The sequence below is a fragment of the Cupriavidus sp. GW823-FHT07A04 genome (assembly GCF_058794615.1).
On record NZ_JBXAHA010000012.1, the window covers coordinates 178,521 to 197,894 of the forward strand.

A 19,374-nucleotide genomic window follows, 5' to 3' on the forward strand; every position below is an offset into this window, starting at 1 on the left:
GCACTTCCGTATCAACCGTTCGGCGGTCTTGGCGGCAAGGGGGGGGACTCGCGATTATCCAGCGTCACGGATCCTCCGCACGGTCGCAGGCTGCTGGGGGTCACCCCGAACGCCTGCTTGAAGGTTCGGCTGAAGTGCGCTGCATTGTTGAAGCCCCACCGATACGCGACGTCCGTCACCGTCTGCGTGCTCGCTGCACGAGAGAGTTCGCGGAAGCAGACCCTCAGCCGGCGGTCAAGGATCCAGCGGCTAACGGTCCTGCCCGTGCCTGCAAACGCGACATGTAGCGTCCGTACCGAGATGTCGTGTGCGGCCGCAATCGACGAGGCGCTCAAGTCGGGATCGTCCAGATTGTCCTCAATGTACTGCTCGATCTTCATCATCAGCGCCGCTCGGGGCGACGGCCGCCCCGACGAGACCGTAAGTGCTGAGTCAAGCATGTCGAAAAAGGACTGGCAAGCCGTCGCGAGAGCGGTGTCGGTGAGATAGTCGAGTTCCCGGGCGATAGCCTGCAGCTGGTCGCCTGCCACCGCGCAGAGGCCGGAGCCGACCCGTACCGGTACTGCTGCACCCGGCCGCGCAGCTGCGCTGGCTACTCCATAAGGGACACGTTCGCGCGGCAAAAGCAAGTAGACCTCGCGATGCGGTTCCACGGCTTCAAAGTCGTATGCCAGCTCGCTGTCCCAGATAAGCAGATGTTGGGGTTCGAGCACGACCTTGCTGCGGTCTGCGTATCGGCACTCTAGTCGTCCACCCAGATTCATCAGAACACCGACCATGGGCTCAACGCTGGAATCTGGACGTTGGCCGATGATGCGGCCACTGCGCAACTCTCCGACGGTCAGCCGGTCCAGCTTGCGGTACCGCGCTGACACGTTAAAACGGCGGGGCTCCGGAAGCGAAAGTGTCCACGTCATGTGCAGCTCGGGGAGCATGGCACTGCACGCGTCCGTAATGTGCTCTTGAGCCAACCCGTGGGTCGACCAGGTCGCTGTTGCTGCCATGGCAGTCCCTCCGTCGGCGAATGATCACGCAATACAAAGACTGATCTTGTAACCGGGCTGACGCCGTGTCAAGCGAGTGCCCGTGCAGGGTAAACCTGATCCAATCCTGCGCAAAACGGCAAATTGCGCGCGCTCACAGGCAAGCGAAGGGCCTTGGCTGACCGCTACATTGCAGCCTGACAACAGTCGTGAAACCACTATAAAGGAGGAGACAGTGAGCGCACTGCATCCAGTCGTCATCTACGGCGCCAGCGGCTACACCGGCCGGCTGGTGGCCGAGTATCTGCGTGAGTACAGTATTCCCTTTGTCGCCGCGGGGCGAAACCGGGCCAAGCTGCAGGAGGTCATGAACACTGTCCCCGGGATCGAAACTGCGGACTACGAGATTGTCGAAGTCGATGGCACGGTCGAGTCACTGACGGCGCTTTTCAAAGGCAGAAAGGTCGTCTGCAATATGGTCGGCCCGTTCCTGCGCTATGCGCCCCCGGTTCTGGAAGCCGCGCTGCAAGCCGGCTGCCATTATCTCGATACCGCCGGCGAGCAGGAGCACCATCTGCAGCTGCTTGACGAGTGGGGCCCGAAGTTTGCGGCGGCCGGGTTGGTGGTGTCCACCGCCGTGTCGATGCAATACGCCATTCCGGACATCGTCGCCCGTATCGTGTTGGAGACGCCCGGCATTGACACCCTGGAGTTGGGCGAGTACGTCAGCGCAGTGCCCACCGTCGGTTCAACCCAGTCGATCTTCGACGTGATCCGCACGGACTCCTACTATCTTGAGGATAACGTCCTGAAAAAGTACAAGGGCATTGTCCAGCAGGACATGGTCGTGCCTGGCACCGGGCATGTTGTGCCTGGCCTCCAATGGGGTGGTACCGCCTTGCCGGTATTCTTCCGGGACGACCGCCGGGTGCGCAACTGTCGCATGTTCGTCGCGATGCGCAACGACAAGGGCGACATTCCGCAACAAGTGCGCGCCGCAGAACGCATGTTCAAGGTTGTGTTCCAGTGGCTGCCCGAAGATAAGCTTTACCCCGTGCTCGACCGGGTAGCCGCCAGCATGACGCCGCGCACGCCACCCCGCGAGAACCGGCAGGTTCATCGCTCTATCGACTGGTGTACGGGTCGCGGCAACAACACCACGGCACGGGCGGTTATCCACAGCACATCCGGCTATCAGATCACCGGCCTGGTCCAGGCCTATGCCGCAATGCGATTGATCGGCAATACGTACAACGGCGTCGGGTTCCGTTCGCCCGCCCAATTGCTGGGGCATCGCGAACTCATGGGCGCCCTGGAGGCCTATGGGCTCGCGCACGTAACCGAGGAGACGGTGTCGTGAGCGAGATGGCGGTTTGGATTGTCGGCGTTGGCATGACCGCGTTCGGGGTTCGGACTGAGGCTTCGGTCAAGCAACTGGCGAGGGAGGCGGTGACGGAAGCGCTTACTGATGCCGGCGCTGACATTGGCGACATCGAGGCAGCCTATTTCGGCAATACCTGCCAGGACGTGCTGGAGGGCCAAGTCGTCGTGGCCGGCCAGATGGCGCTGCGCGCGATGGGTTTCGAACGCATACCGATGGTCAATGTCGAGAACGCGTGCGCGACCGGCGCCACGGCGCTGCACCAGGCGGTCATGCACATACGCGCTGGCGCTGGCGACATCGTGCTCGCAGTCGGCGCGGAGAGGCTCAACATCGGCGACAAGCAGAAGTCCCTCAGTGTATTCGACGGGGGCGTTGACGTGAATGACCGGAAAGGCGTTCGTGCGGTGCTGGCCGAACTCGGTGGTAGCCCCCCCGACGATGCACTGCCGCGCAGTCTGTTCATGGATGTCTATGCTGCGCTCGCCCAAGCCCACATGGATGCGTTCGGGACGACCAAGCAGCAACTCGCTCTGATTGCCGAAAAGAACCACGCGCACGCGGTGCACAACCCCCTTGCGCACTTCCGCGTGCCGATGTCGATGGAAGAAATCCTTGCAGCACGTCCGGTATCCGGACCGCTGACGGTTCCGATGTGCGCACCGCTTACCGACGGTGCCGCGGCGGTGGTCGTGTGCAACGCTGCCGGTTTGAAGCGTCTCGGAGCTCGCAGCCCGGTGCGGATACTGGCCACGGTATTGCAGACCGGCACGGTGCGCCCGCTGTCAGCCTGGGACCGTTCGGTCAGCCGGCTCGCGGCGCTTGCGGCCTACGAGCAGGCGGGAGTGGGGCCGGGCGATGTGTCGGTGGCGGAAGTCCACGATGCGTCGGCGTTTGGCGAGCTCCTACAGACCGAACTGCTTGGCTTTTGTGAGATCGGCGCTGGCGGCAAGTTCGCAGAGTCCGGTGCCACTAGGCTGGGGGGGCGGCTGCCCGTCAACCCGTCTGGCGGCCTGGAGTCCAAGGGCCATCCCATGGGAGCTTCCGGCATCGCGCAGATCTACGAACTCGTGCATCAGCTTCGTGGCAATTGCGCAGCCCGCCAGGTTCCCGGGGCGCGCATTGCAATCGCGGAAAACGGCGGGGGACTGTACGCCGGCGAAGAAGCCGTTGCCGCGATTACCATCCTCGGCGCTTGACCATCAGTCTGAACATATCGGAGGAGAAAACAATGACCTACGAGACACTTAACGTCCGGCGCGACGGCCGGATTCTGCGCGTTGACTTCAACAACCCGCCATTGAACCTAATGAACATCAAGATGGTTGGCGAGTTGTTCGAGCTCTCCGCGTCGCTCGTGTGCGACCCGGACACTGCCGTGGTGGTCTTTGGCAGTGCCAACCCGGAATTCTTCATTGCGCATTACGATCTGAACGACCTGCTCCGTTCCATGACCGACCCGAACGTGCCGCAAAGCCGCTATGACGACATCAATGTGGTGCAGGCGCTCACGACGGCGTGGCAAATCCTGCCTCAAGTGAAGATCGGCGTGGTCGACGGGATCTGTCGCGGGGGCGGCCTGGAATTCTTGCTCGCGATGGACATGCGCTTTGCCACCCCGGAGAGCCGGTTCTGCTTACCCGAGGTCAGGGGCGGGATCTTGCCCGCAGGGGGCGGTACCACGCGCCTGGCGATGCAAATCGGCCCGGCGCGGGCCCGTGAGGTGATCCTGTCATCCCGTGACTTCACGGGCGAGGAGGCTGCTGCCTACGGCATTGTCAACCGTGTGCTTTCGCGCGAAGAGCTGAAGACCTATACGAACACACTGGCACGCGACGTCGCGACGAGTTCGGCAGGCACCATCGCGGCGATTGCTGAAGTGTTCAAGGGCATGTCCGGTGCTGCAGTGGAAGCGCAGTTCGCGGGATTCTCCGGGGAAAACGCGGCACTGAGGAAGCTCCTTGAAGCGCCTGCGGCCCGCGAGTTTCTGGTGAAGATGGCTGCGCTACAGGACGTCGACCACGAACGCGATCTTCCGGCAACGATTGCGGCTGTTCAAGAGCGGCAGTAGTTAGCGACCGCACAAAGGAGACACTGAAATGACACAGACACTTGACCGCGATGAGTCCGTGCGGCCCGGGCTGCCTTACGTTGAACTGACCGGCTTCGAGATCCTGAGCGACGACGAGCGTGTGGTCCAGGATGCGACCCACAAGTTCGCGCGAGACGTGATGCGGCCGATGGGAATTGCAATCGACAAGCTCAGCGCAGAAGAATCCATCGCGCCCGGCTCGCCGTATTGGGACTTTATGCGAATCGCAGCCGAGTCTGGAATCGGATTCGATGCCGATCCGGGCGATGTGCCGCCGCATCTCCTGGCCCGTCTGCAGGCAATCGTCATCGAGGAGTTGGGATGGGGCGACATGGGACTCACGGTGTCGTTGGCCGCGGCCGCGTTCGCGAACATGATGGCCAAGCGAGTTGGCAACCGGGAACTGATTGAGCTGACCGAGGGCAAGCTTGGATGCTGGATCGCGACGCAGCCCGACCGCGGCTCGGACGGCACGATGCTATACCCGGCCGAGCGGCACCCCAGCGCAAGCTTGGGAAACAAGGGCAATCTGACGGCGAAGGTGAGCGGTGGCGACATCGTCATCAACGGTCAAAGCTCAGCCTGGGTATCCAACGGTCCGGTTGCGCAGGTCGCAATCATGTCGATCGCTGCCGACTACGGTGATGGGTTCTTCGACGACGGCGGCCACCCGCGCGGCGTCGAAGTCATCATTCCTCTCGACCTGCCCGGGGTGAGCCGTGGCAAGCCGTTGGAGAAGCTCGGCCAGCGGGCCTTGCCCCAGGGGGAGGTGTACTTCGATAACGTGAAGGTGCCGGTGCGTTATGCGGTGTCGCTTGGCAATGATTACTGGCGCGGACACGCAAGCACATGGTCGACAGCGGGCGTGGGCATGGGCCAGATGGCGACCGGCCTGGCACGTGGCGCTTTCGAGCTTGCGATGCAGTACGCCCATGAGCGACGACAGGGTGGTGCGCTGCTGGCCGAGCATCAAATGGTGCAATACCGGCTCGGCACCATGGCCCGCAATGTGGAGACCATGCGCGCGGTGGCTCGCCGTGCGACGGAGTACACGGTGCTCTCGCCGGCCAAGCATCCGTACTACACCGGCGGGTCCAAGGTGACCTGCACAGACCTGGCCTTTGAGGTGGCCGACGAAGCGCTGCAGATCTTTGGCGGATACGGCCTCACTCGCGAGTACCCGTTGGAGAAGTTCTTCCGGGACGCCCGCGCCGCGCGGATTGAAGATGGGGAGAACCATCTTCTGAACATGAAGTTTGGTTACCTGAACGCGCTGCTGTACCGCGGCAGCTTGTAAGAGAGAAAGTTGTATGGCTATTACCGATTTTTTTGATCGCGGCTGGCGCGCTGCCCCTGACCGGGCGGCCTTTATCGCCGAAGAGCGGACCTTCACCTACAAAGAGATTGGCGAGCTTTCGTGCCGCGTCGGCAACGCGCTGCTGAGGCAAGGCATCGATCGCGAAGCCAAAGGCGCGGTACTCGCGAGTAACGACCCGACCGCATGGGCTTGTGTGCTCGGAATGTGGCGCGCAGGGTTGGTGTGGGTTCCCGTGAACCCCGTCAATCCGCCTGAGGAGATTAAGCGCCTGTTGGACGGCTTCGACTGCGAAGTATTATTTTGCCACGAGCAGTATCTGCCGTTGGTGAAGTCGCTGCGCAGTCATCTGAAGAAGCTGCACACCTTGATTTCGCTTGGGGAGGATCCGGACGCAGCATCGGCTGCTGGCGGGATCACGCTTGCGGCGCTGTTGGACGGAGCGTCAAGCGCAGTCCCTGACTACATTCCCGAACCGGACTCCCTGGCCGGGGTCATGCCGACTGGGGGCACGACTGGCGCACCGAAAGGTGCGATGAACACGCATCGGAGTTTGTCGGTTAGCGCGCTGCACCAGATGTTTGCCGCACCGTACGCCTCGGACGAGCCGATCGTGAACCTCGTTGCGGCACCAATGACGCATGCCGCGGGCACTCTTACGCTACCGTGCACCGCGCGCGGAGGCACGATTGTCGTGATGAACCGGATGGATCTGAGCCAACTGGTCGACCTGATCGAGAAGCATCGCGTCACCGAGTTGTATCTGCCTCCCACGGTGATCTACCGGCTGCTGGAGATGCCTGGGATCGAAAAGCGGGATTTCTCCTCGCTGAAGTACTTCATCTACGGTGCAGCGCCTATGTCCACCGAGAAGCTGCGGCGCGCGATTGAAGTCTTTGGGCCGGTGATGTTCCAGGGATACGGGCAGGCCGAGGCGCCCTCCGCGATCGCTTTTATGCGGCCCGAGGAGCATTTCCGCGATGGCAAGATTGCCGAGGATGCAAGGCTGTCGGCGGCCGGTCGGCCGGCGCCCCTGGTGCGCGTTGAGATCCTCGACGAGAACGGCCAGATCCTCCCTACTGGAGAAGTCGGCGAAATCTGCGTGCGCGGCGACCTGTTAATGGCGGGGTATTACAAGGCCCCGGGCAAGACTGCCGAGACGATCGTTGACGGTTGGCTGCATACCGGCGACGTAGGCTACCTCGATGTAGAAGGTTTCCTGCACATCACCGACCGCAAGAAGGACATGATCATCACCGGCGGGTTCAACGTTTACCCGAGCGAGGTGGAACAGGTCGTCTGGACTCATCCCGCGGTGCAGGACTGTGCCGTCATCGGTATCCCCCACGCGGACTGGGGTGAGGCGGTGACCGCAGTGATCGAGCTGAACCGGGGGGCTCATGCGACCGAGGAGGAAATCCTTGCGTACTGTCGTCCCAAGCTCGGCGGAATCAAAACACCGAAGAAAGTCGTATTCGTCGACGCGCTGCCTCGCAGTGCCAACGGAAAGGTACTGAAGAAAGACGTGCGCGAACCGTACTGGCGGGACCACGAGCGCAGGATCTGAATCGCAAATGCAGCAGGCACGATCCACGTCCTCCGACGTGGATCGTGGCGCAGCGCACCGAAACCGACGACAGCAAAGACTGTCGTCTCAGCCTCTGGCTGAGTACGGAAGAAAGGGAGGAGCACCATGACAAGACCGGTGGCAGTGATCACGGGGGCGGCCAGCGGAATCGGCCTCGCAGTGGCCGAGCGGCTTGCGAAGACGCATCGCCTCGCATTGCTGGACATCAACGGCGAAGCCGCTGAGAAGGCCGCGGCGGATCTCGGTCAACCAGCCATCGGGCTGCGCTGCGACATCACCAATTCCGCGTCGGTGGTTAACGCCGTGAACCACGTGGTCGAGCACTTCGGGGCGATCGACGTCGCCGTGTCCAACGCAGGAATCGGCACAGTCGGTGCGGCGCGGCACTTGGATCCCGACGTTCTGGCTGCAGTGCTGGATGTGAACGTGACCGGAAATTGGCGGTTCATGCATGCTTGCCTGCCACATCTGATCAAGAGCCATGGATACCTGCTTGGGGTAGCTTCGGCTGCGGCGATATTCGCGCCCCCCGGCGAATCGATGTATGCCGCGAGCAAAGCGGGCCTCGAAGCGTTGCTTAATGCAGTGCGCGTAGAGGTCACCCACCTCGGCGTCGATGTGGGCGTCGCCTATCTGATGTTCATCGATACACCGATGGTGCGCGACGCCGATCGGGAACATGCTGAGTTCGCCCGGATGCGGACAATGTTGCGCGGTCCGGCCGGCAAGACTTATCCGGTGTCGCTGGCGGCCGACCGTCTGGTCCAAGGGATCCACAGGCGCAAGCGTCGCGTGTTCGTGCCGGGTTCTCTGCTGGTCCAGCACGTTCTGCGTGGCGCTATCTCGAGGCTTCTCGATGCTGAGTTCCAGCGCATTGCAACCGAAGTCGATCGCCTTACCGAGCATAAGGTAAATGCACGCGGAAGATTTTCGGCAGCACTGAGCGAGTCGGTACTGACGGCACGAGACGGCCGATCCGGAAGGGGCTGAGCTCGACGCATTCGCCCTCAGCACGCGGTCGCACTCGCGCTGAGAGCATCCGCCTTCTTTGAAGAATAGAAGGGGTTTTTCAGCTCAAGAGCTGGAGCCTGAGGGGGGCGCGTACCCGCTCAGGGGCGCATTGAATTTCCCCAGTTCCCAGCATTTTACTGGGCGAACCTACCGCGCGCCGGTTCAGCCCAGCAGCTTATCTGCGTGCGGACGACACGCGAAATTTTAATACCTAAATAAATACGGAGACAACCATGGGGCGGTGGCGATATGCCAGGACGATGAGCCTGGGCAGCGCGGCATTTATTGGAGCGATTGGTAGCAGTGTACACGCACAGAGCGCCGGGGATAACGTCGTGAGTATCGGATGGGCTCACATCGCCCCACAGACAGGCAGCGACCCTGTCAAGATCACCAGCATCGGAGGGGTTCCCATGAATAGCGAGGTGCAGGGCTCCTCAGTCGGTGCGCGTAGCCTCGAGACGATTGGGATTCTCGCGGAGCATTACTTTACTGATCATGCCGGTGTGGCGTTTCTTGGCGGATTTCCAATGAGGACGCAGCTAGAGGGGCGAGGCACGTTCGGCGGATATGGCGTGCTGGGAGATGCCCGCACATGGTCACCTGAGTTGTTACTTCGCTATCACTTCGGTGAGCCGGACAGCCGCTTTCGCCCGTTCGCCGCCGTGGGCGTCTCCTATACATGGTTTACCAATGCGCGGATAACTAACGATGCGTTTATTACGCAAAACTTTGGGCCGGGCGGGTCCGCAACTGCCGAAGCCTCGAGTTCATGGAGTCCGGTCGTTCAGGTTGGACTCGACTATCGGATCAGCAAGCATTGGTCAGTGGGTGCGCTGGTCGGCTACATGCCCAGTGACACTAACGTTACGTTGAAAGGACGTACAGCACAGGGCGTGGAGATCGTCAGTCAAACTAAGGTGAGACTGCGTCCCATCATCACCTTCGTAGGCGTCTCGTATATGTTCTAGCGCGAGCTCGGAGTCCTATGCGGGCCGTTGAAGTGCCTGCACTGGGATCGCACCTCGAGAACGTGGGTAGCCTAGGTTATTCAGGCTGGGGTCAGCAAGAGCTTCTCCATAAAAGCCCTTCGTTCAGCCTTTTGCTCATCCGTTCCCTGATGCGACAGCAGTGCCTCTGACAGTTCATAGCTATATAGCGCAAATGCTCGTGCGCGCGCTTCCGCGATGCTAAACCCCAGAGCGCTGAAGCATTGAGCAACATAGGAGAGCCGCTTAGCATCCACTTCGTCCAGTATCTGGCGTGCGCGTTCGTCGCGTCGTGCCCAGGCGCGTCTGGCCAGCTCGGTGGATGCGGCTTCCTGTGCCGGAGCGCCGCGAAATGGAAGCGACAGAAGGTCCTTGATCAGTTCCCGCGGGGCAAGGTTGCGCCTCTCAAATCGATAAATGATTTGCTCAGTGGCCTCATCGCGCCAGGACTCCAGCATCCGGCGCAACAGGTCTTCTCGATCCTTGAAGTGCCAGTAGAAGCTGCCGCGCGTAACCGCCAACTCCTAGAACAGGGCAGCCTGGCGGGGATCGATTGTTGGCACAGGGGCAACGGGTGTGGCTTTGCTGCGTCCCGTTGCTTGGACAACATCCAGCACCCAGAACGAGTCTGGCTGCGGTGCTTGTGCCGCGTACAAGCGGTCAACGAGGTACCAGCGCAGGTCGACCTGGACTGGCTCTCCGTTCGTTGGGTCTGGCATAGTGGCGAGCATTGGTGCGACAAAGCGCTGGATAAGCATGGGCAGCGCTGGGCCACCGGCAATGGCGGCACCCACCGCTGGCCCGGCATCCAGCAGCGCAGGGTGCGCCATCACAGCCGCAGCAAAGGCGCGCACACCTGCGACCAGTCGCTCTTCGCTGGCGTCGAGCTCGTTGTCCTGCTTCGTGCACAAGGCGACTACCGCGCGCTGCGCAGGATCGGCGGCAACAGCCTTTGCAGTGGGTCTCGTCGCCTTGCGAACGTTGCCCCCGACTTTGGCGGCAGGCTTGCGTTTCGCAGGCTTCGGCACGGCGGGACTTGCGGCTTTGCTCAAGGCCATTCCTTTGAGAGTTGGGTCGGGGGCGCCACACCACTACGCCCCTCGCTTGATCGGGGGCAACACGACGCTTTCCAGCGCCTGGCCTGGCGGGATCCATTCCACAACCGGCGTCGCGAGGCGGGCATAGTGCTGGCGCTTCTCGGTGACTTTCCTGTCGTATTCGGCGTTGCCGACCATCCCGTAGACCTCAATCACCGTTTCCTTGGCGGTGTCGCGCAACACGAAATCCGGGTGCACGGGCGCCTGGTCGACGTGGCGCAGCGGCTTCACAAAGGTGCGACCCTCACGGATCAGCCGGTCGGCCATGGCGAGCTCGTAGCTGGAGTCGCCAGGAATGAACACTGCGTTGGTGAGCATTGCTGCGACTTCCACAGCCTTGAGGTAACCCTTGTCGGAATGGCCCACAGCGAGGATGGCTACGCAACGTGCTCCGTGACGCCCGATCCCAGACAGGGCCGTGCCGTGCGCCTGGAGCGTCCGCCTATATCCCTCTTCCGACAAGTAGTAACGTCGGCTGCTCTGGCGCAGGACAAGGACGCCCCCGAACTGGCTGGGCTGGATGGATTGGATCTCACCGATGAGGAGTCCGCGGCGCTTCTCGTCGGCTTTTGGCTTGAGCCTGTTCAGGAACGTGCCCAACTCGCCATTGATCTCGGCGCGCTTGTCGGGTTCAAATCGGCGGAGGACGTGCAGAATGTCCGCGGCCGGCTGTCCATTGATCAGGCCGTTGCCGATTTCCGCGGTCAGACGGGACCAGCAGGTAGCCCAGCTCCGGCGTTCATTGGCCGACCAGTTGTTCAGGCCCGCGGCCTCCCAGGCATACTCGAGGAAGGCCAGCAAGCCTGCCGTCCGGCGGCCGGCCCCTTTAGCTTCCCCGGATGGCACCTGCGCTGGCGCCGCCGGCAGGGCGCGCGGCAGTACCGTCAACGCGAGATCCAGGCGGATATCGAGTACGCCGTCCCTCAGCACGAACGGAGCTGTGGCTTCCGCGTCCTCCGATCGCGCAGCCCAGGCTCGCCCGAAAGGACATTCCTTCGCGTGCAGGTGGGCTTGATCCGGCCATCTCGCCAGCAGGTACGAGGTGCCGTGGCGCCGAATCTGCAGCTTCGGGTAGGGCGGTCGCGGGACACAGCCGCACTCGGCATAGCCAGCGGTGCGCTTCGCGCGCTCCAGTACCGCGTTATATCCGCCTTCGCTCTCCATCAAATCGGAGAGCGCGTACGCGCGACCCATGATGTGTACGAAATGGCTCATTTGCGCGGCTCCAGGGTCTTCAGTCCGTGCTCGCTAGTACCGAGGCTGGTAAGGCACGCCGGCGTTGAAGCGGCTTTGCCAGTGGCGCAGATAGCGGCGTGCGAGATCTGGCCGGTCCCAGATCACCAGGACGTTCTCGCTGTTCCTGCGAGCCGCCGCATCGCTGTAATTGAAACTACCGGTTTCGACCGTGCGGCCGTCGACACACAGGAACTTGTCGTGATGGATGGCGTATGTGCTGATGGTTCGCACCGGGATGCCAGCGGTGACCAGCGCGCCGAGTGCGGCGGCGGCCTTGCCGCTACGGTCGTCAATCAGATTGTTGCGCTGGTCGACCACCACCTGCACATCCACACCGCGCCGGCGGGCGTCCAGCAGCGCTTTCGTGACGGGGGCGGAGGTGAAGCTGTAGGCAGACACGCGGATCGATTGCTTGGCCGATCCAATCACCTTGAGCACGAGATCCAGCGCGCCGGCGTCAGGGGAAAATGCGGCCTCGATATCCGTCGAGGCTGCGGTGATTGCGGATGCCGCTTCGGGGAGGCTGAAGCTGAACGCGTGCGCGATGGCCGGCAGCAAGGCGCCAGCAGCCAAGGCGGCCGCTGCGATGTGGTGTTTACGCATAGAATTCCTTCGGCATAGCGACGGCAGGAGGGTGTCCCATTCTTGCCCTGCGACGCCAGGCGGCCCGCTCAAATGGGAGCCGAAAAGAGACGGGATTCGGCTGACCGTGGGCTACTTCCGGGGCGCCTGGAAGTCGTCGTAGTGCTGGTTGCCCATGTCGTGGAAGGTCCACGACAGCAGGAACACCAGGATCGACAGGATCATGCCCAGGGCCCAGGATTCCATCGCGTAGCCGACATAGGCGCCCACGAGGGTGTACAGAAGTGTGGCGACGCAACTCACGACTCTGCGCGCCCGTTGGCTGGACAGCACCAGGAAGCCCAGCAGGGCTGCTAGGGCGAGGCCGGCATATGGGTTCATTCCTTTCATGATGAAAAAGGTGGCGAGGAACAGGCCGGCGGTCATGCACTCAAAAAACACGAGCGACGACCAGGACTGGTTTGCCTCCTTCTGAATGGTCGCGCGTCGGATATCTGTTTGGTGGATCATTTCGGTCCCTCGCTTGTTTACCCAATATTGAGACGGGAGAGCGCTGCCAGGACCGCCACCGCGATCAAAGCACCAAGGCCAATTGCAATTCGCACGGTGGCCGGGCAGGCTTCGGTTTCGTTCCAGGTGCAGCGCCGATTCGGCTTCTTGAACAGCTTCATGATGTCTCCTCGTCTCCTCAGTACCTACTGGTAAGGTACTGCCGCATTTGCCTGGCGCAACTCCCTCGTTCGAAGGGAAGGGCTTGGCTGTCGCCTCACTGGAGGATCTCGACCTCGACCCATTCCGCCTCGCGCATCACGCCTTCGCAAATGCTGCCCTCGACCAGATGGCGGCGTGGATAGCGAAAGGTCCCATCGCCGCGTCCTCGGCCGGGGATCCATCCGGCGGAAAGATGACCGCATACGACGCATCGAAACCGCGTGACCGGTTCTCCCGGGCGGACAATCCCGCCGTGCGAGGGTGCGGGCCGCCTCAACGGTCCGGCTCCAGATGGCGGCCAAAGGTCAAGGTGATCGCTGGCCACCATCGCTTGCCTGCCTTGGCGAACAGGCGGCTCTGTTCGGCGCCCCGGATTTGGACGTAGACGATCGGGGCGCCTGTGCGCTGGGAAAGCCAGGCGACACCGGGCCGAGCTGGCAAAGGGGCGGCGCCCGTCCCTATCGCGCCCTCGGGAAACAGCATCACGGCCTGATCCCGATTCAGCCGCTGCGAGAGGGTGCGCATTGAGTACGGGGAGTTGCGATCCAATGGGACCACGTCGCCGAACCCCATGCGCGCGAGCGCCCGCATGCCGGCCATGGCGAACCTAGAATGCCGCGCATAGTCGGGATCGACGCCGAACATGAGCGGTACCGGGCTGGCCAGGGCAACCAGGACGCCGTCCAGCAGACTGACGTGGTTGGCGACCACGATGACGCGGCCACCCCGCAAGCGCGTGACGACACTGTCTTCCAGCTCGACATTGACGCGAAATGCGGCCAAGACGGTGGTGCGAAGTATCTGGCGGAACGTGGTCATAGGTTCGGGCTCAGTTGTGGCACGGAGTGTCGTAGCCGCCGGAAGCGAGTGCCCAGCCGTCGTACGAATCCTCCCGTTTGCCGGGGCACCCGCCAAGGCACGCCATGGCGGGAAGGAACTGGACCGCCTCGCTCTTGCGGACGATGCGTTCCCAGTGCAGTACCACCGCATCCGACGCCCAGGCATCCTCGACCGCATAGAGGGCGATCGGCCCGCCGTTGCCCTCGTTCGCGAGCCGGCGAGCATTCAGACTGGCCAATCGCTTGAGGACCAGCACCATCTCGATGATTTGGCGGCGAGTCTTCTTGGTCGGAACCAAATCGATGGCGACTTGGATCGGATCGACTCCATTGCGCAAGGGCCGGCCGATCATCGCAAGGCTCAGTACGACCTGGAAAGCCGTGAAAGGCGAATGGCACAGTGTCCGCGGTGGCGGCAGGACTGCCATCGTGAGCCGAGACGAGGCCTCGGAGGGGACGCTTGGGTCAGACCAGGCCATCATGCAGATCTGGCGGCGCCACTGCTCGCGCGTCAGAGCCGGGGCCAACTGCCGACTGCTCTCGCCTTGCAGGATCCGGACAACCCGGGCTGTGGTGAGCTCGCCCTTCGCGGTGTTCGCTCGCGCGGATGTGACTGCCAGGTTGCCGGGGGCATAGCCGGCACCGTTGTAGATGCGATCGACCGACCAAGTGGTATCGCTGGCCGACGAATGCTCCAATGTGACGCGCGTCACCGGGCAGTAGGGGAGGTCGATTGTGCGCAGGTAGTCCGGGGTAATGCGGTCATCGAAATGCCGCAGGCGGCGCCAGGCATTGACGCGGAGCTGCAGCCATTTGCGCACGTACCGATCGCCGCGCGGCCGCGTGAGCAGGAACTTCTGACTGCCATACCGGTGGCCTTGGAAGATTTGCGGGGGCAGCGCCTCGGCGGCCTCTCGGACACTCGACGGAAGGTGCAGGCCATAGCGGGCATAGTCGTAGCCGATATCGAAGCCGAGCTTCGGATCCAGCACGGTGGATTTTATGGTGCAGGAAGACTCCATGATCACGCTCCATTTGCATTGCAGATAGAGCCATCATCGCGCGCGATTTTTTGGTCGCAACTTACAAATCCAGCGGGAAATAGCTTTAGATTCCAGACGCGCCGCGGCGGTGCCGAAAGCGATTGCTTTTCCATTCGCACTCCAATCGCCGGGGTTGCCAATCACCACGATTATCGAGTCAACGAAACTCAGCAGTTTGCCCCATGCTACTCGACCTAAAGGGCGACGTTCTACTGCCGTCGCGGCGGCGGTTCCTGCAACAGAGTGCTGCGGCAGTAGCTAGTCTCGCGCTGCCAGTTCCGGGATGGAGCGGGGACTTCTGGTCCCAGCCGCGCGAGCTATGGCTGGTACGTGCGAAGACACGGACTACGACAGAGACGGTCAAGACAGTCTACTGGGCGGACGGCAGGCTCATTCCGGAGGGTTACATGGCCGTCTGCCAGCTCCTGCGCGACGTGCAGCTCAACCTGGCGGTGCAAATCGACCCGGTAACGCTCGATATCCTCCGCGGCGTGTACGGTTGGCTACGTTACTTCAGCGTTGACGAGCCAGTTACGGTGCTCTCTGGCTACCGGCATCCGCAAACCAATGCGCGCACCGAGGGTGCGGCATTCAACAGCTTGCACATGCATGGGCAAGCTGTGGACATTCGGATTCCAGGTGTGTCGGCGAGCCGGGTCGCCCAGCTCGGACGCTACTTGTCCGCCGGTGGCGTCGGCTACTATCCGGCGAACGGATTCACGCATCTTGACCGTGGGAGGCTACGTGCGTGGGTCGGTTAGCCGGCCAAAATTGAGCAATAAATTGGCCGGATATCGACTTCTGCGCTATATAAATCAAAGGGTTAGCATAGATAAACGGTGCCCACGTGGGCAATTTCGTCGGGGCGGTCGCAGCGAATTGTCCCGGCGAATCAGCAGCACTTGGCCTTGGAGTCGATCAACATCTGTGCAAGAATTCCAGCAAGCCTCCCCGAGAGGCAGAAGGAACGAACGGACATCCGCCTGGCGGTTTCGGATTGGACCTCATTCCGAAGGCGCTCCGCGCCCACCTCCATTTCAATCGCCGTTCCACGGCAATGTCTGGAGATCACGATGCCCGCAATTTTTGACAAGGTTGAACGCAAAGCTATTCAAGCGGCTTCCGAAGGCAACACGTTTCGTCGCACCGATCGAGCTCAAGCCAGTGCTTATGCACGTTGGCCGCTGTTCGAGCCGGCGTTTTGGGGCAGTTTGACCAAGGCAGCGGAACAGCCCGAAGAAGCAGCCCGAGTAAAGGCCCTCGTAGAGCAAATGTTCGAAGCCGGAGCGGATGAATCGCCCACCGTGCTGCGAAACCTCGAAATGCTGTTCAAGCTCGCAACCGCGACCTCGCGTCGCGCACGCGTGCTGCACTGACAGCACCTCCGCAATCCGAAGTCCCGGGACTTCCAGAGCCAAGCGTTCTGGAAGTCCCTTTTTCCTTTTGGTTCAGCCGTTTTCGGTCTCCACGGCAGCCGACGGTAGGACCGCTTGTCCTCGTTTCTCAGTACCGCAGAAGCGGGACGTACTGCGATGCCTTCTGGCTGCAGTGTCGCCGATAGGTACAACCGGGACGAGCGCGGTAGCGCAGACGCAGGCGCTTCGAGGCCGGCCCGAAATGTCCTTCACCATTACCCCAACGCGGCGCGCCGGCGGGCATGCGATGTGGAAGCTCCAAACGGAGCAGAGCTTCTCCGTCGATTCCGAGAGCGCCTCAATGCTCCAAGATTTTGAGTTGGAGCGACTACTGGAAATGCATGATCGGGGGATGGTGGCTGGGCAAATTACCGCCGGGTACAAATGGTACCTACAGTTCGGATGCCTTCGACTCTCCCATGCCCAACAAGCGGAGCACGACGAAGTTTGTCGGCGCACGGCCTTTAAGGATCTACACGGCCTCACGCTGGAATACGATATCGACAGGCTCGCATCAGCTTCCCTGTGTTTCGGCCAACTACCGCAATCGGGGCGCGGCGCCTGGGCCCAAGCGGCGGTCCCTCAGGCAGAGCTGGACCTCAGTATCGAGCCCTGATTTTTTTCGGACCCGCCATGGTTGCCCCGCATCTGCCCTTGCGGACAGCTGCGGGGCAACGACCGGCTTCGCTTGATGTTGGTAGTGCGAGCAGTGGCCCCTGGATCGTTGTGAAACCAGGGGCAATCTGGTGGTCGCTGTGTTGGGCGCTATCCCTTCCAGCGGGCAAATGCTGTCGCCTGTTTTGTCGACAACGCTTCCAATGGTCGATTGGCGTCCCCGTTCCATCGCATCTCGGCCCAGACGGTCGCGAGCTGAGATGCGTCCGATGACAGCCTGTGGTCCTTCGGCGGCTCTTGTCGCAGACAGCGGACTAGTGCGTCTTGGATATTCTCCATCGAGGGCATTGCAGGACTCCTATGTCGGTTTGCATTATTCAGGGTCGGTAGCTCGCCGGGCACCCTCACGTTTCGGTGGCGCTTTCTTCCTTGGCAGTCGTGCTAACGCCTGGAGGTGAGCCTCGAGCGCTGTGACCCCAAGGCGTTCGGCACGCAGCGGCAGGGGGATGCCTCCGACTACTTCGCTCAGGGTGCGATGGAGAAGGAAGGCGAGAACATCCGACTGCGGCCGTCCGAAGTATTGCGATAGACCCCGGAGCACATCGATATCCCGGTTTCCAGTACGGATTCTCAGATTGCCTTGTTCCTCATCCCCTTTTTCTTCCTTGATCAGCGCGGCGACGCGTCTGCATTCTGCCCTTCCGACGTTCAACGAAAAGCGACGTCTTGCCTCATCGCCAACAGCGGCGGCGGACACTCGGCCAAGGGTGGCTTTTAGCGTTGCGATCTGAACTGGAGTGAGCCGCACTTGAGTTGAGTTCCTCTGTTTCTTGACCATTTCTTCACTTCCTTCGCTCGAGCCATCGCCCGAACTTCTTACCCATGTCCCAACCGGTGGGCACCGGAACTGTGTTTCTGTTTTTTGCCGCAAATTCCCTTCTGCGGTTTGGGGCGTGTACGCCGTTTCGTCGTCACTGTCGCTCTGTCTCGTCACCTCGCTTTTCGGTTATTGGATATGTTGGCGCATTGCGGCACTCGCGGATTGCGCTGATCAGTAGCGCTGGCCTAACGACTAGACGATAGTTGGCACAACCAGTCGTGCAACATGCTGTTTGGACGAAGCGAATGCACGGCGCGTGTGACCGCGACGTAGGCAAGGTTGGCTTCCTGCAGGTCCAGATCGTCATCCGCCAGGTCGGGGAAGTCGTCCGCCATGACGACCCGGGACAAGTCATGTCCCTTCGATTTATGGGCCGTTGTCAGTGTCCGATCGGCGGCCTGCCCTGCCGGCGCGAGGGAGCGCTGGATCGCGTGAATGAGGGCGGGAATATCGCCTCCATAGATACCGACCACCTTGATGAGTCGCTTCGTTTCGGGGTCTTCGGCGGCGTCGGCATAGCGCTTCATCTCTGCAAAGGATCGGAACTGGCGCACGAGCGGGTCGCGGATCTGATCTGGGCACTCGATGAAGAGCCAATAGGCGTCGAGTACCTGGGCGAAGTTGTAGCCATCGATGCCGCCTACGAAGGCTAGGGACTCACCCGCCTGGACACCAGCGGCTGCTTGAGCGAACACCTCGGCATTGGTACGACATAGCCAGGCGTGAGGGCCGTACGGGTGGAAGTCTTGAATCTGGGTATCGGGTCCGCCGCCGACGATGACGCGCTGTTCCCCATAGAACTCCTGCAGCAGCTTCGTGGCCATGTCGGCAATCTGTGGCCCGAAGCGGAAGCTGCGGCTCAGATGGTAGACCTGAGACGCCGTGGCTGGGTCCATGGCGTTGACGCTGCCCCGGTACTGATAGATGCTCTGGTAGGGGTCGCCGACGATGATCTTCGGCTGGCTCTGGTGGCGGAACAGCGACAACGTGGCCGGGTTGCTGTCCTGTCCTTCGTCCAGCATGATGAAGTCGTAGGGAAGGGTCGGGCGGGAGAGCTGAAATAACTTCAGGTACCCGTCATGCACCATTGGCGCGTCATCCCGCGGGTCTGCCATCCGTTGCCAGAGGCTCTTGGCGACCGCTGCCACGTGGGTCCTTCGCTCCGCCGTAAGCGAGAGGTCGCCACCGGCTGGTGCGAGCTGCGGAAACGCGTCGTGGTTAGAGCAGATGTAGGCGTTTACGCACTCGACCACTTCGCGTCCCAGCTTCCAGTCGTCGCCCAGGCCCATAAGCCTCATCGCGTCTCCGACGCGCAGGTTCGCGACCAGCTCGTGGGTGTAGCGACTGCCGAACCGCGGATAGGCCAGGGCGTGCACTGTCTTGCAGGTGGTGTTAGGAGGAAAGGTTTCGCGGGCAGCGATGGCAGCGGCCCGGTTATAGGCCAGATAGAGTCCGCGCTTTCTCGGGTGCGCCGCGGCCTTGAGCCGCAGCGTCGTGGTCTTCGCCCCGCCGGCGAAGGCGATCACCATCACCAGGTCGCTATCCAGTGGATCCGCGATGATAAATTCCTGTTCTTCTGTCAATTGCATCACTTTGA

General features: G+C 61.8%; 21 protein-coding genes. 10 read left to right on the forward strand and 11 right to left on the reverse strand.

All coding sequences use genetic code 11. The features are described from left to right. Positions 1-11: 11 nt before the first annotated feature. Positions 12-1,004 (reverse strand): helix-turn-helix domain-containing protein, encoded by a 993-nt coding sequence (locus AC1Q7Q_RS21775; protein WP_492371016.1) that lies wholly within the window; start codon positions 1,002-1,004, stop codon positions 12-14. Positions 1,005-1,218: 214 nt separating this feature from the next. Here AC1Q7Q_RS21775 and AC1Q7Q_RS21780 point away from each other — a divergent pair, with 214 nt between their 5' ends. The 7 genes from AC1Q7Q_RS21780 (at position 1,219) to AC1Q7Q_RS21810 (ending at position 9,341) form a co-directional block, all read left to right on the forward strand. Then, a complete protein-coding gene (locus AC1Q7Q_RS21780; RefSeq protein ID WP_492371017.1) occupies positions 1,219-2,343 on the forward strand; it encodes a saccharopine dehydrogenase family protein in 1,125 nt (374 codons plus the stop codon). Positions 2,344-2,348: 5 nt separating this feature from the next. Next, positions 2,349-3,563, forward strand: coding sequence for a thiolase family protein (locus AC1Q7Q_RS21785; protein WP_492371132.1), 1,215 nt, complete (start codon positions 2,349-2,351; stop codon positions 3,561-3,563). A 32-nt stretch (positions 3,564-3,595) separates the two neighbouring features. After that, positions 3,596-4,435, forward strand: coding sequence for an enoyl-CoA hydratase/isomerase family protein (locus AC1Q7Q_RS21790; RefSeq protein ID WP_492371018.1), 840 nt, complete (start codon positions 3,596-3,598; stop codon positions 4,433-4,435). Positions 4,436-4,463: 28 nt separating this feature from the next. Continuing rightward, positions 4,464-5,753, forward strand: coding sequence for an acyl-CoA dehydrogenase family protein (locus AC1Q7Q_RS21795; protein ID WP_492371019.1), 1,290 nt, complete (start codon positions 4,464-4,466; stop codon positions 5,751-5,753). 13 nt (positions 5,754-5,766) lie between these two features. Further along, positions 5,767-7,338, forward strand: coding sequence for a class I adenylate-forming enzyme family protein (locus AC1Q7Q_RS21800; protein WP_492371020.1), 1,572 nt, complete (start codon positions 5,767-5,769; stop codon positions 7,336-7,338). 126 nt (positions 7,339-7,464) lie between these two features. Continuing rightward, positions 7,465-8,349 carry an SDR family NAD(P)-dependent oxidoreductase gene (locus AC1Q7Q_RS21805; RefSeq protein ID WP_492371021.1) on the forward strand — a complete coding sequence of 295 codons (885 nt, stop codon included), beginning with the start codon at positions 7,465-7,467 and terminating at the stop codon, positions 8,347-8,349. Between the two features lie 281 nt (positions 8,350-8,630). After that, positions 8,631-9,341, forward strand: coding sequence for an OmpW/AlkL family protein (locus AC1Q7Q_RS21810; protein ID WP_492371022.1), 711 nt, complete (start codon positions 8,631-8,633; stop codon positions 9,339-9,341). Positions 9,342-9,421: 80 nt separating this feature from the next. Here the strand turns inward: AC1Q7Q_RS21810 and AC1Q7Q_RS21815 are convergent, their stop codons facing one another. The 8 genes from AC1Q7Q_RS21815 to AC1Q7Q_RS21850 all read right to left on the reverse strand — a co-directional run bounded on the left by AC1Q7Q_RS21815 (position 9,422) and on the right by AC1Q7Q_RS21850 (position 14,846). Continuing rightward, positions 9,422-9,880 (reverse strand): TetR/AcrR family transcriptional regulator, encoded by a 459-nt coding sequence (locus AC1Q7Q_RS21815; RefSeq protein ID WP_492371023.1) that lies wholly within the window; start codon positions 9,878-9,880, stop codon positions 9,422-9,424. A gap of 3 nt (positions 9,881-9,883) precedes the next feature. After that, positions 9,884-10,411: a hypothetical protein gene (locus AC1Q7Q_RS21820; RefSeq protein WP_492371024.1), complete on the reverse strand. Its 528-nt coding sequence runs from the start codon at positions 10,409-10,411 to the stop codon at positions 9,884-9,886. A 39-nt stretch (positions 10,412-10,450) separates the two neighbouring features. Next, positions 10,451-11,671 (reverse strand): DUF1173 family protein, encoded by a 1,221-nt coding sequence (locus AC1Q7Q_RS21825; RefSeq protein WP_492371025.1) that lies wholly within the window; start codon positions 11,669-11,671, stop codon positions 10,451-10,453. A gap of 33 nt (positions 11,672-11,704) precedes the next feature. Beyond that, positions 11,705-12,295: a phospholipase D family nuclease gene (locus AC1Q7Q_RS21830; RefSeq protein ID WP_492371026.1), complete on the reverse strand. Its 591-nt coding sequence runs from the start codon at positions 12,293-12,295 to the stop codon at positions 11,705-11,707. A 111-nt stretch (positions 12,296-12,406) separates the two neighbouring features. Beyond that, entirely contained in the window at positions 12,407-12,784 is a 378-nt protein-coding gene (locus tag AC1Q7Q_RS21835; RefSeq protein WP_492371027.1) for a hypothetical protein, read from the reverse strand. Between the two features lie 17 nt (positions 12,785-12,801). Continuing rightward, a complete protein-coding gene (locus AC1Q7Q_RS21840) occupies positions 12,802-12,945 on the reverse strand; it encodes a hypothetical protein (RefSeq protein WP_492371028.1) in 144 nt (47 codons plus the stop codon). Between the two features lie 313 nt (positions 12,946-13,258). Then, a complete protein-coding gene (locus AC1Q7Q_RS21845) occupies positions 13,259-13,804 on the reverse strand; it encodes a 1-acyl-sn-glycerol-3-phosphate acyltransferase (protein ID WP_492371029.1) in 546 nt (181 codons plus the stop codon). A 10-nt stretch (positions 13,805-13,814) separates the two neighbouring features. Then, entirely contained in the window at positions 13,815-14,846 is a 1,032-nt protein-coding gene (locus AC1Q7Q_RS21850; protein ID WP_492371030.1) for a hypothetical protein, read from the reverse strand. 203 nt (positions 14,847-15,049) lie between these two features. On the opposite strand from AC1Q7Q_RS21850, the gene AC1Q7Q_RS21855 reads away from it, so the two are divergent. From AC1Q7Q_RS21855 to AC1Q7Q_RS21865, 3 genes are all read left to right on the forward strand, one after another. After that, positions 15,050-15,628: a YcbK family protein gene (locus tag AC1Q7Q_RS21855; protein WP_492371031.1), complete on the forward strand. Its 579-nt coding sequence runs from the start codon at positions 15,050-15,052 to the stop codon at positions 15,626-15,628. A 312-nt stretch (positions 15,629-15,940) separates the two neighbouring features. Further along, positions 15,941-16,243: a hypothetical protein gene (locus tag AC1Q7Q_RS21860; protein ID WP_400097295.1), complete on the forward strand. Its 303-nt coding sequence runs from the start codon at positions 15,941-15,943 to the stop codon at positions 16,241-16,243. Between the two features lie 241 nt (positions 16,244-16,484). Then, positions 16,485-16,898, forward strand: a complete 414-nt coding sequence (locus AC1Q7Q_RS21865; protein ID WP_492371032.1) for a hypothetical protein — start codon at positions 16,485-16,487, stop codon at positions 16,896-16,898. Between the two features lie 372 nt (positions 16,899-17,270). Here the strand turns inward: AC1Q7Q_RS21865 and AC1Q7Q_RS21870 are convergent, their stop codons facing one another. Together AC1Q7Q_RS21870 and AC1Q7Q_RS21875 are read right to left on the reverse strand one after the other, a co-directional pair. After that, on the reverse strand, positions 17,271-17,735 hold the full coding sequence (locus AC1Q7Q_RS21870) for a hypothetical protein (protein ID WP_492371033.1): 465 nt from the start codon (positions 17,733-17,735) through the stop codon (positions 17,271-17,273). Between the two features lie 227 nt (positions 17,736-17,962). Beyond that, positions 17,963-19,366, reverse strand: a complete 1,404-nt coding sequence (locus AC1Q7Q_RS21875; protein ID WP_492371034.1) for a UvrD-helicase domain-containing protein — start codon at positions 19,364-19,366, stop codon at positions 17,963-17,965. Between the last annotated feature and the right edge of the window lie 8 nt (positions 19,367-19,374).

Coding starts and splice junctions, on each gene's coding strand:
- AC1Q7Q_RS21775 (WP_492371016.1), bottom strand. CDS start 1,004: ATGGCAGCAACAGCGACCTGGTCGACCCACGGGTTGGCTCAAGAGCAC.
- AC1Q7Q_RS21785 (WP_492371132.1), top strand. CDS start 2,349: ATGGCGGTTTGGATTGTCGGCGTTGGCATGACCGCGTTCGGGGTTCGG.
- AC1Q7Q_RS21790 (WP_492371018.1), top strand. CDS start 3,596: ATGACCTACGAGACACTTAACGTCCGGCGCGACGGCCGGATTCTGCGC.
- AC1Q7Q_RS21795 (WP_492371019.1), top strand. CDS start 4,464: ATGACACAGACACTTGACCGCGATGAGTCCGTGCGGCCCGGGCTGCCT.
- AC1Q7Q_RS21800 (WP_492371020.1), top strand. CDS start 5,767: ATGGCTATTACCGATTTTTTTGATCGCGGCTGGCGCGCTGCCCCTGAC.
- AC1Q7Q_RS21805 (WP_492371021.1), top strand. CDS start 7,465: ATGACAAGACCGGTGGCAGTGATCACGGGGGCGGCCAGCGGAATCGGC.
- AC1Q7Q_RS21810 (WP_492371022.1), top strand. CDS start 8,631: ATGAGCCTGGGCAGCGCGGCATTTATTGGAGCGATTGGTAGCAGTGTA.
- AC1Q7Q_RS21825 (WP_492371025.1), bottom strand. CDS start 11,671: ATGAGCCATTTCGTACACATCATGGGTCGCGCGTACGCGCTCTCCGAT.
- AC1Q7Q_RS21830 (WP_492371026.1), bottom strand. CDS start 12,295: ATGCGTAAACACCACATCGCAGCGGCCGCCTTGGCTGCTGGCGCCTTG.
- AC1Q7Q_RS21835 (WP_492371027.1), bottom strand. CDS start 12,784: ATGATCCACCAAACAGATATCCGACGCGCGACCATTCAGAAGGAGGCA.
- AC1Q7Q_RS21840 (WP_492371028.1), bottom strand. CDS start 12,945: ATGAAGCTGTTCAAGAAGCCGAATCGGCGCTGCACCTGGAACGAAACC.
- AC1Q7Q_RS21845 (WP_492371029.1), bottom strand. CDS start 13,804: ATGACCACGTTCCGCCAGATACTTCGCACCACCGTCTTGGCCGCATTT.
- AC1Q7Q_RS21850 (WP_492371030.1), bottom strand. CDS start 14,846: ATGGAGTCTTCCTGCACCATAAAATCCACCGTGCTGGATCCGAAGCTC.
- AC1Q7Q_RS21855 (WP_492371031.1), top strand. CDS start 15,050: ATGCTACTCGACCTAAAGGGCGACGTTCTACTGCCGTCGCGGCGGCGG.
- AC1Q7Q_RS21860 (WP_400097295.1), top strand. CDS start 15,941: ATGCCCGCAATTTTTGACAAGGTTGAACGCAAAGCTATTCAAGCGGCT.
- AC1Q7Q_RS21865 (WP_492371032.1), top strand. CDS start 16,485: ATGTCCTTCACCATTACCCCAACGCGGCGCGCCGGCGGGCATGCGATG.
- AC1Q7Q_RS21870 (WP_492371033.1), bottom strand. CDS start 17,735: ATGGTCAAGAAACAGAGGAACTCAACTCAAGTGCGGCTCACTCCAGTT.
- AC1Q7Q_RS21875 (WP_492371034.1), bottom strand. CDS start 19,366: ATGCAATTGACAGAAGAACAGGAATTTATCATCGCGGATCCACTGGAT.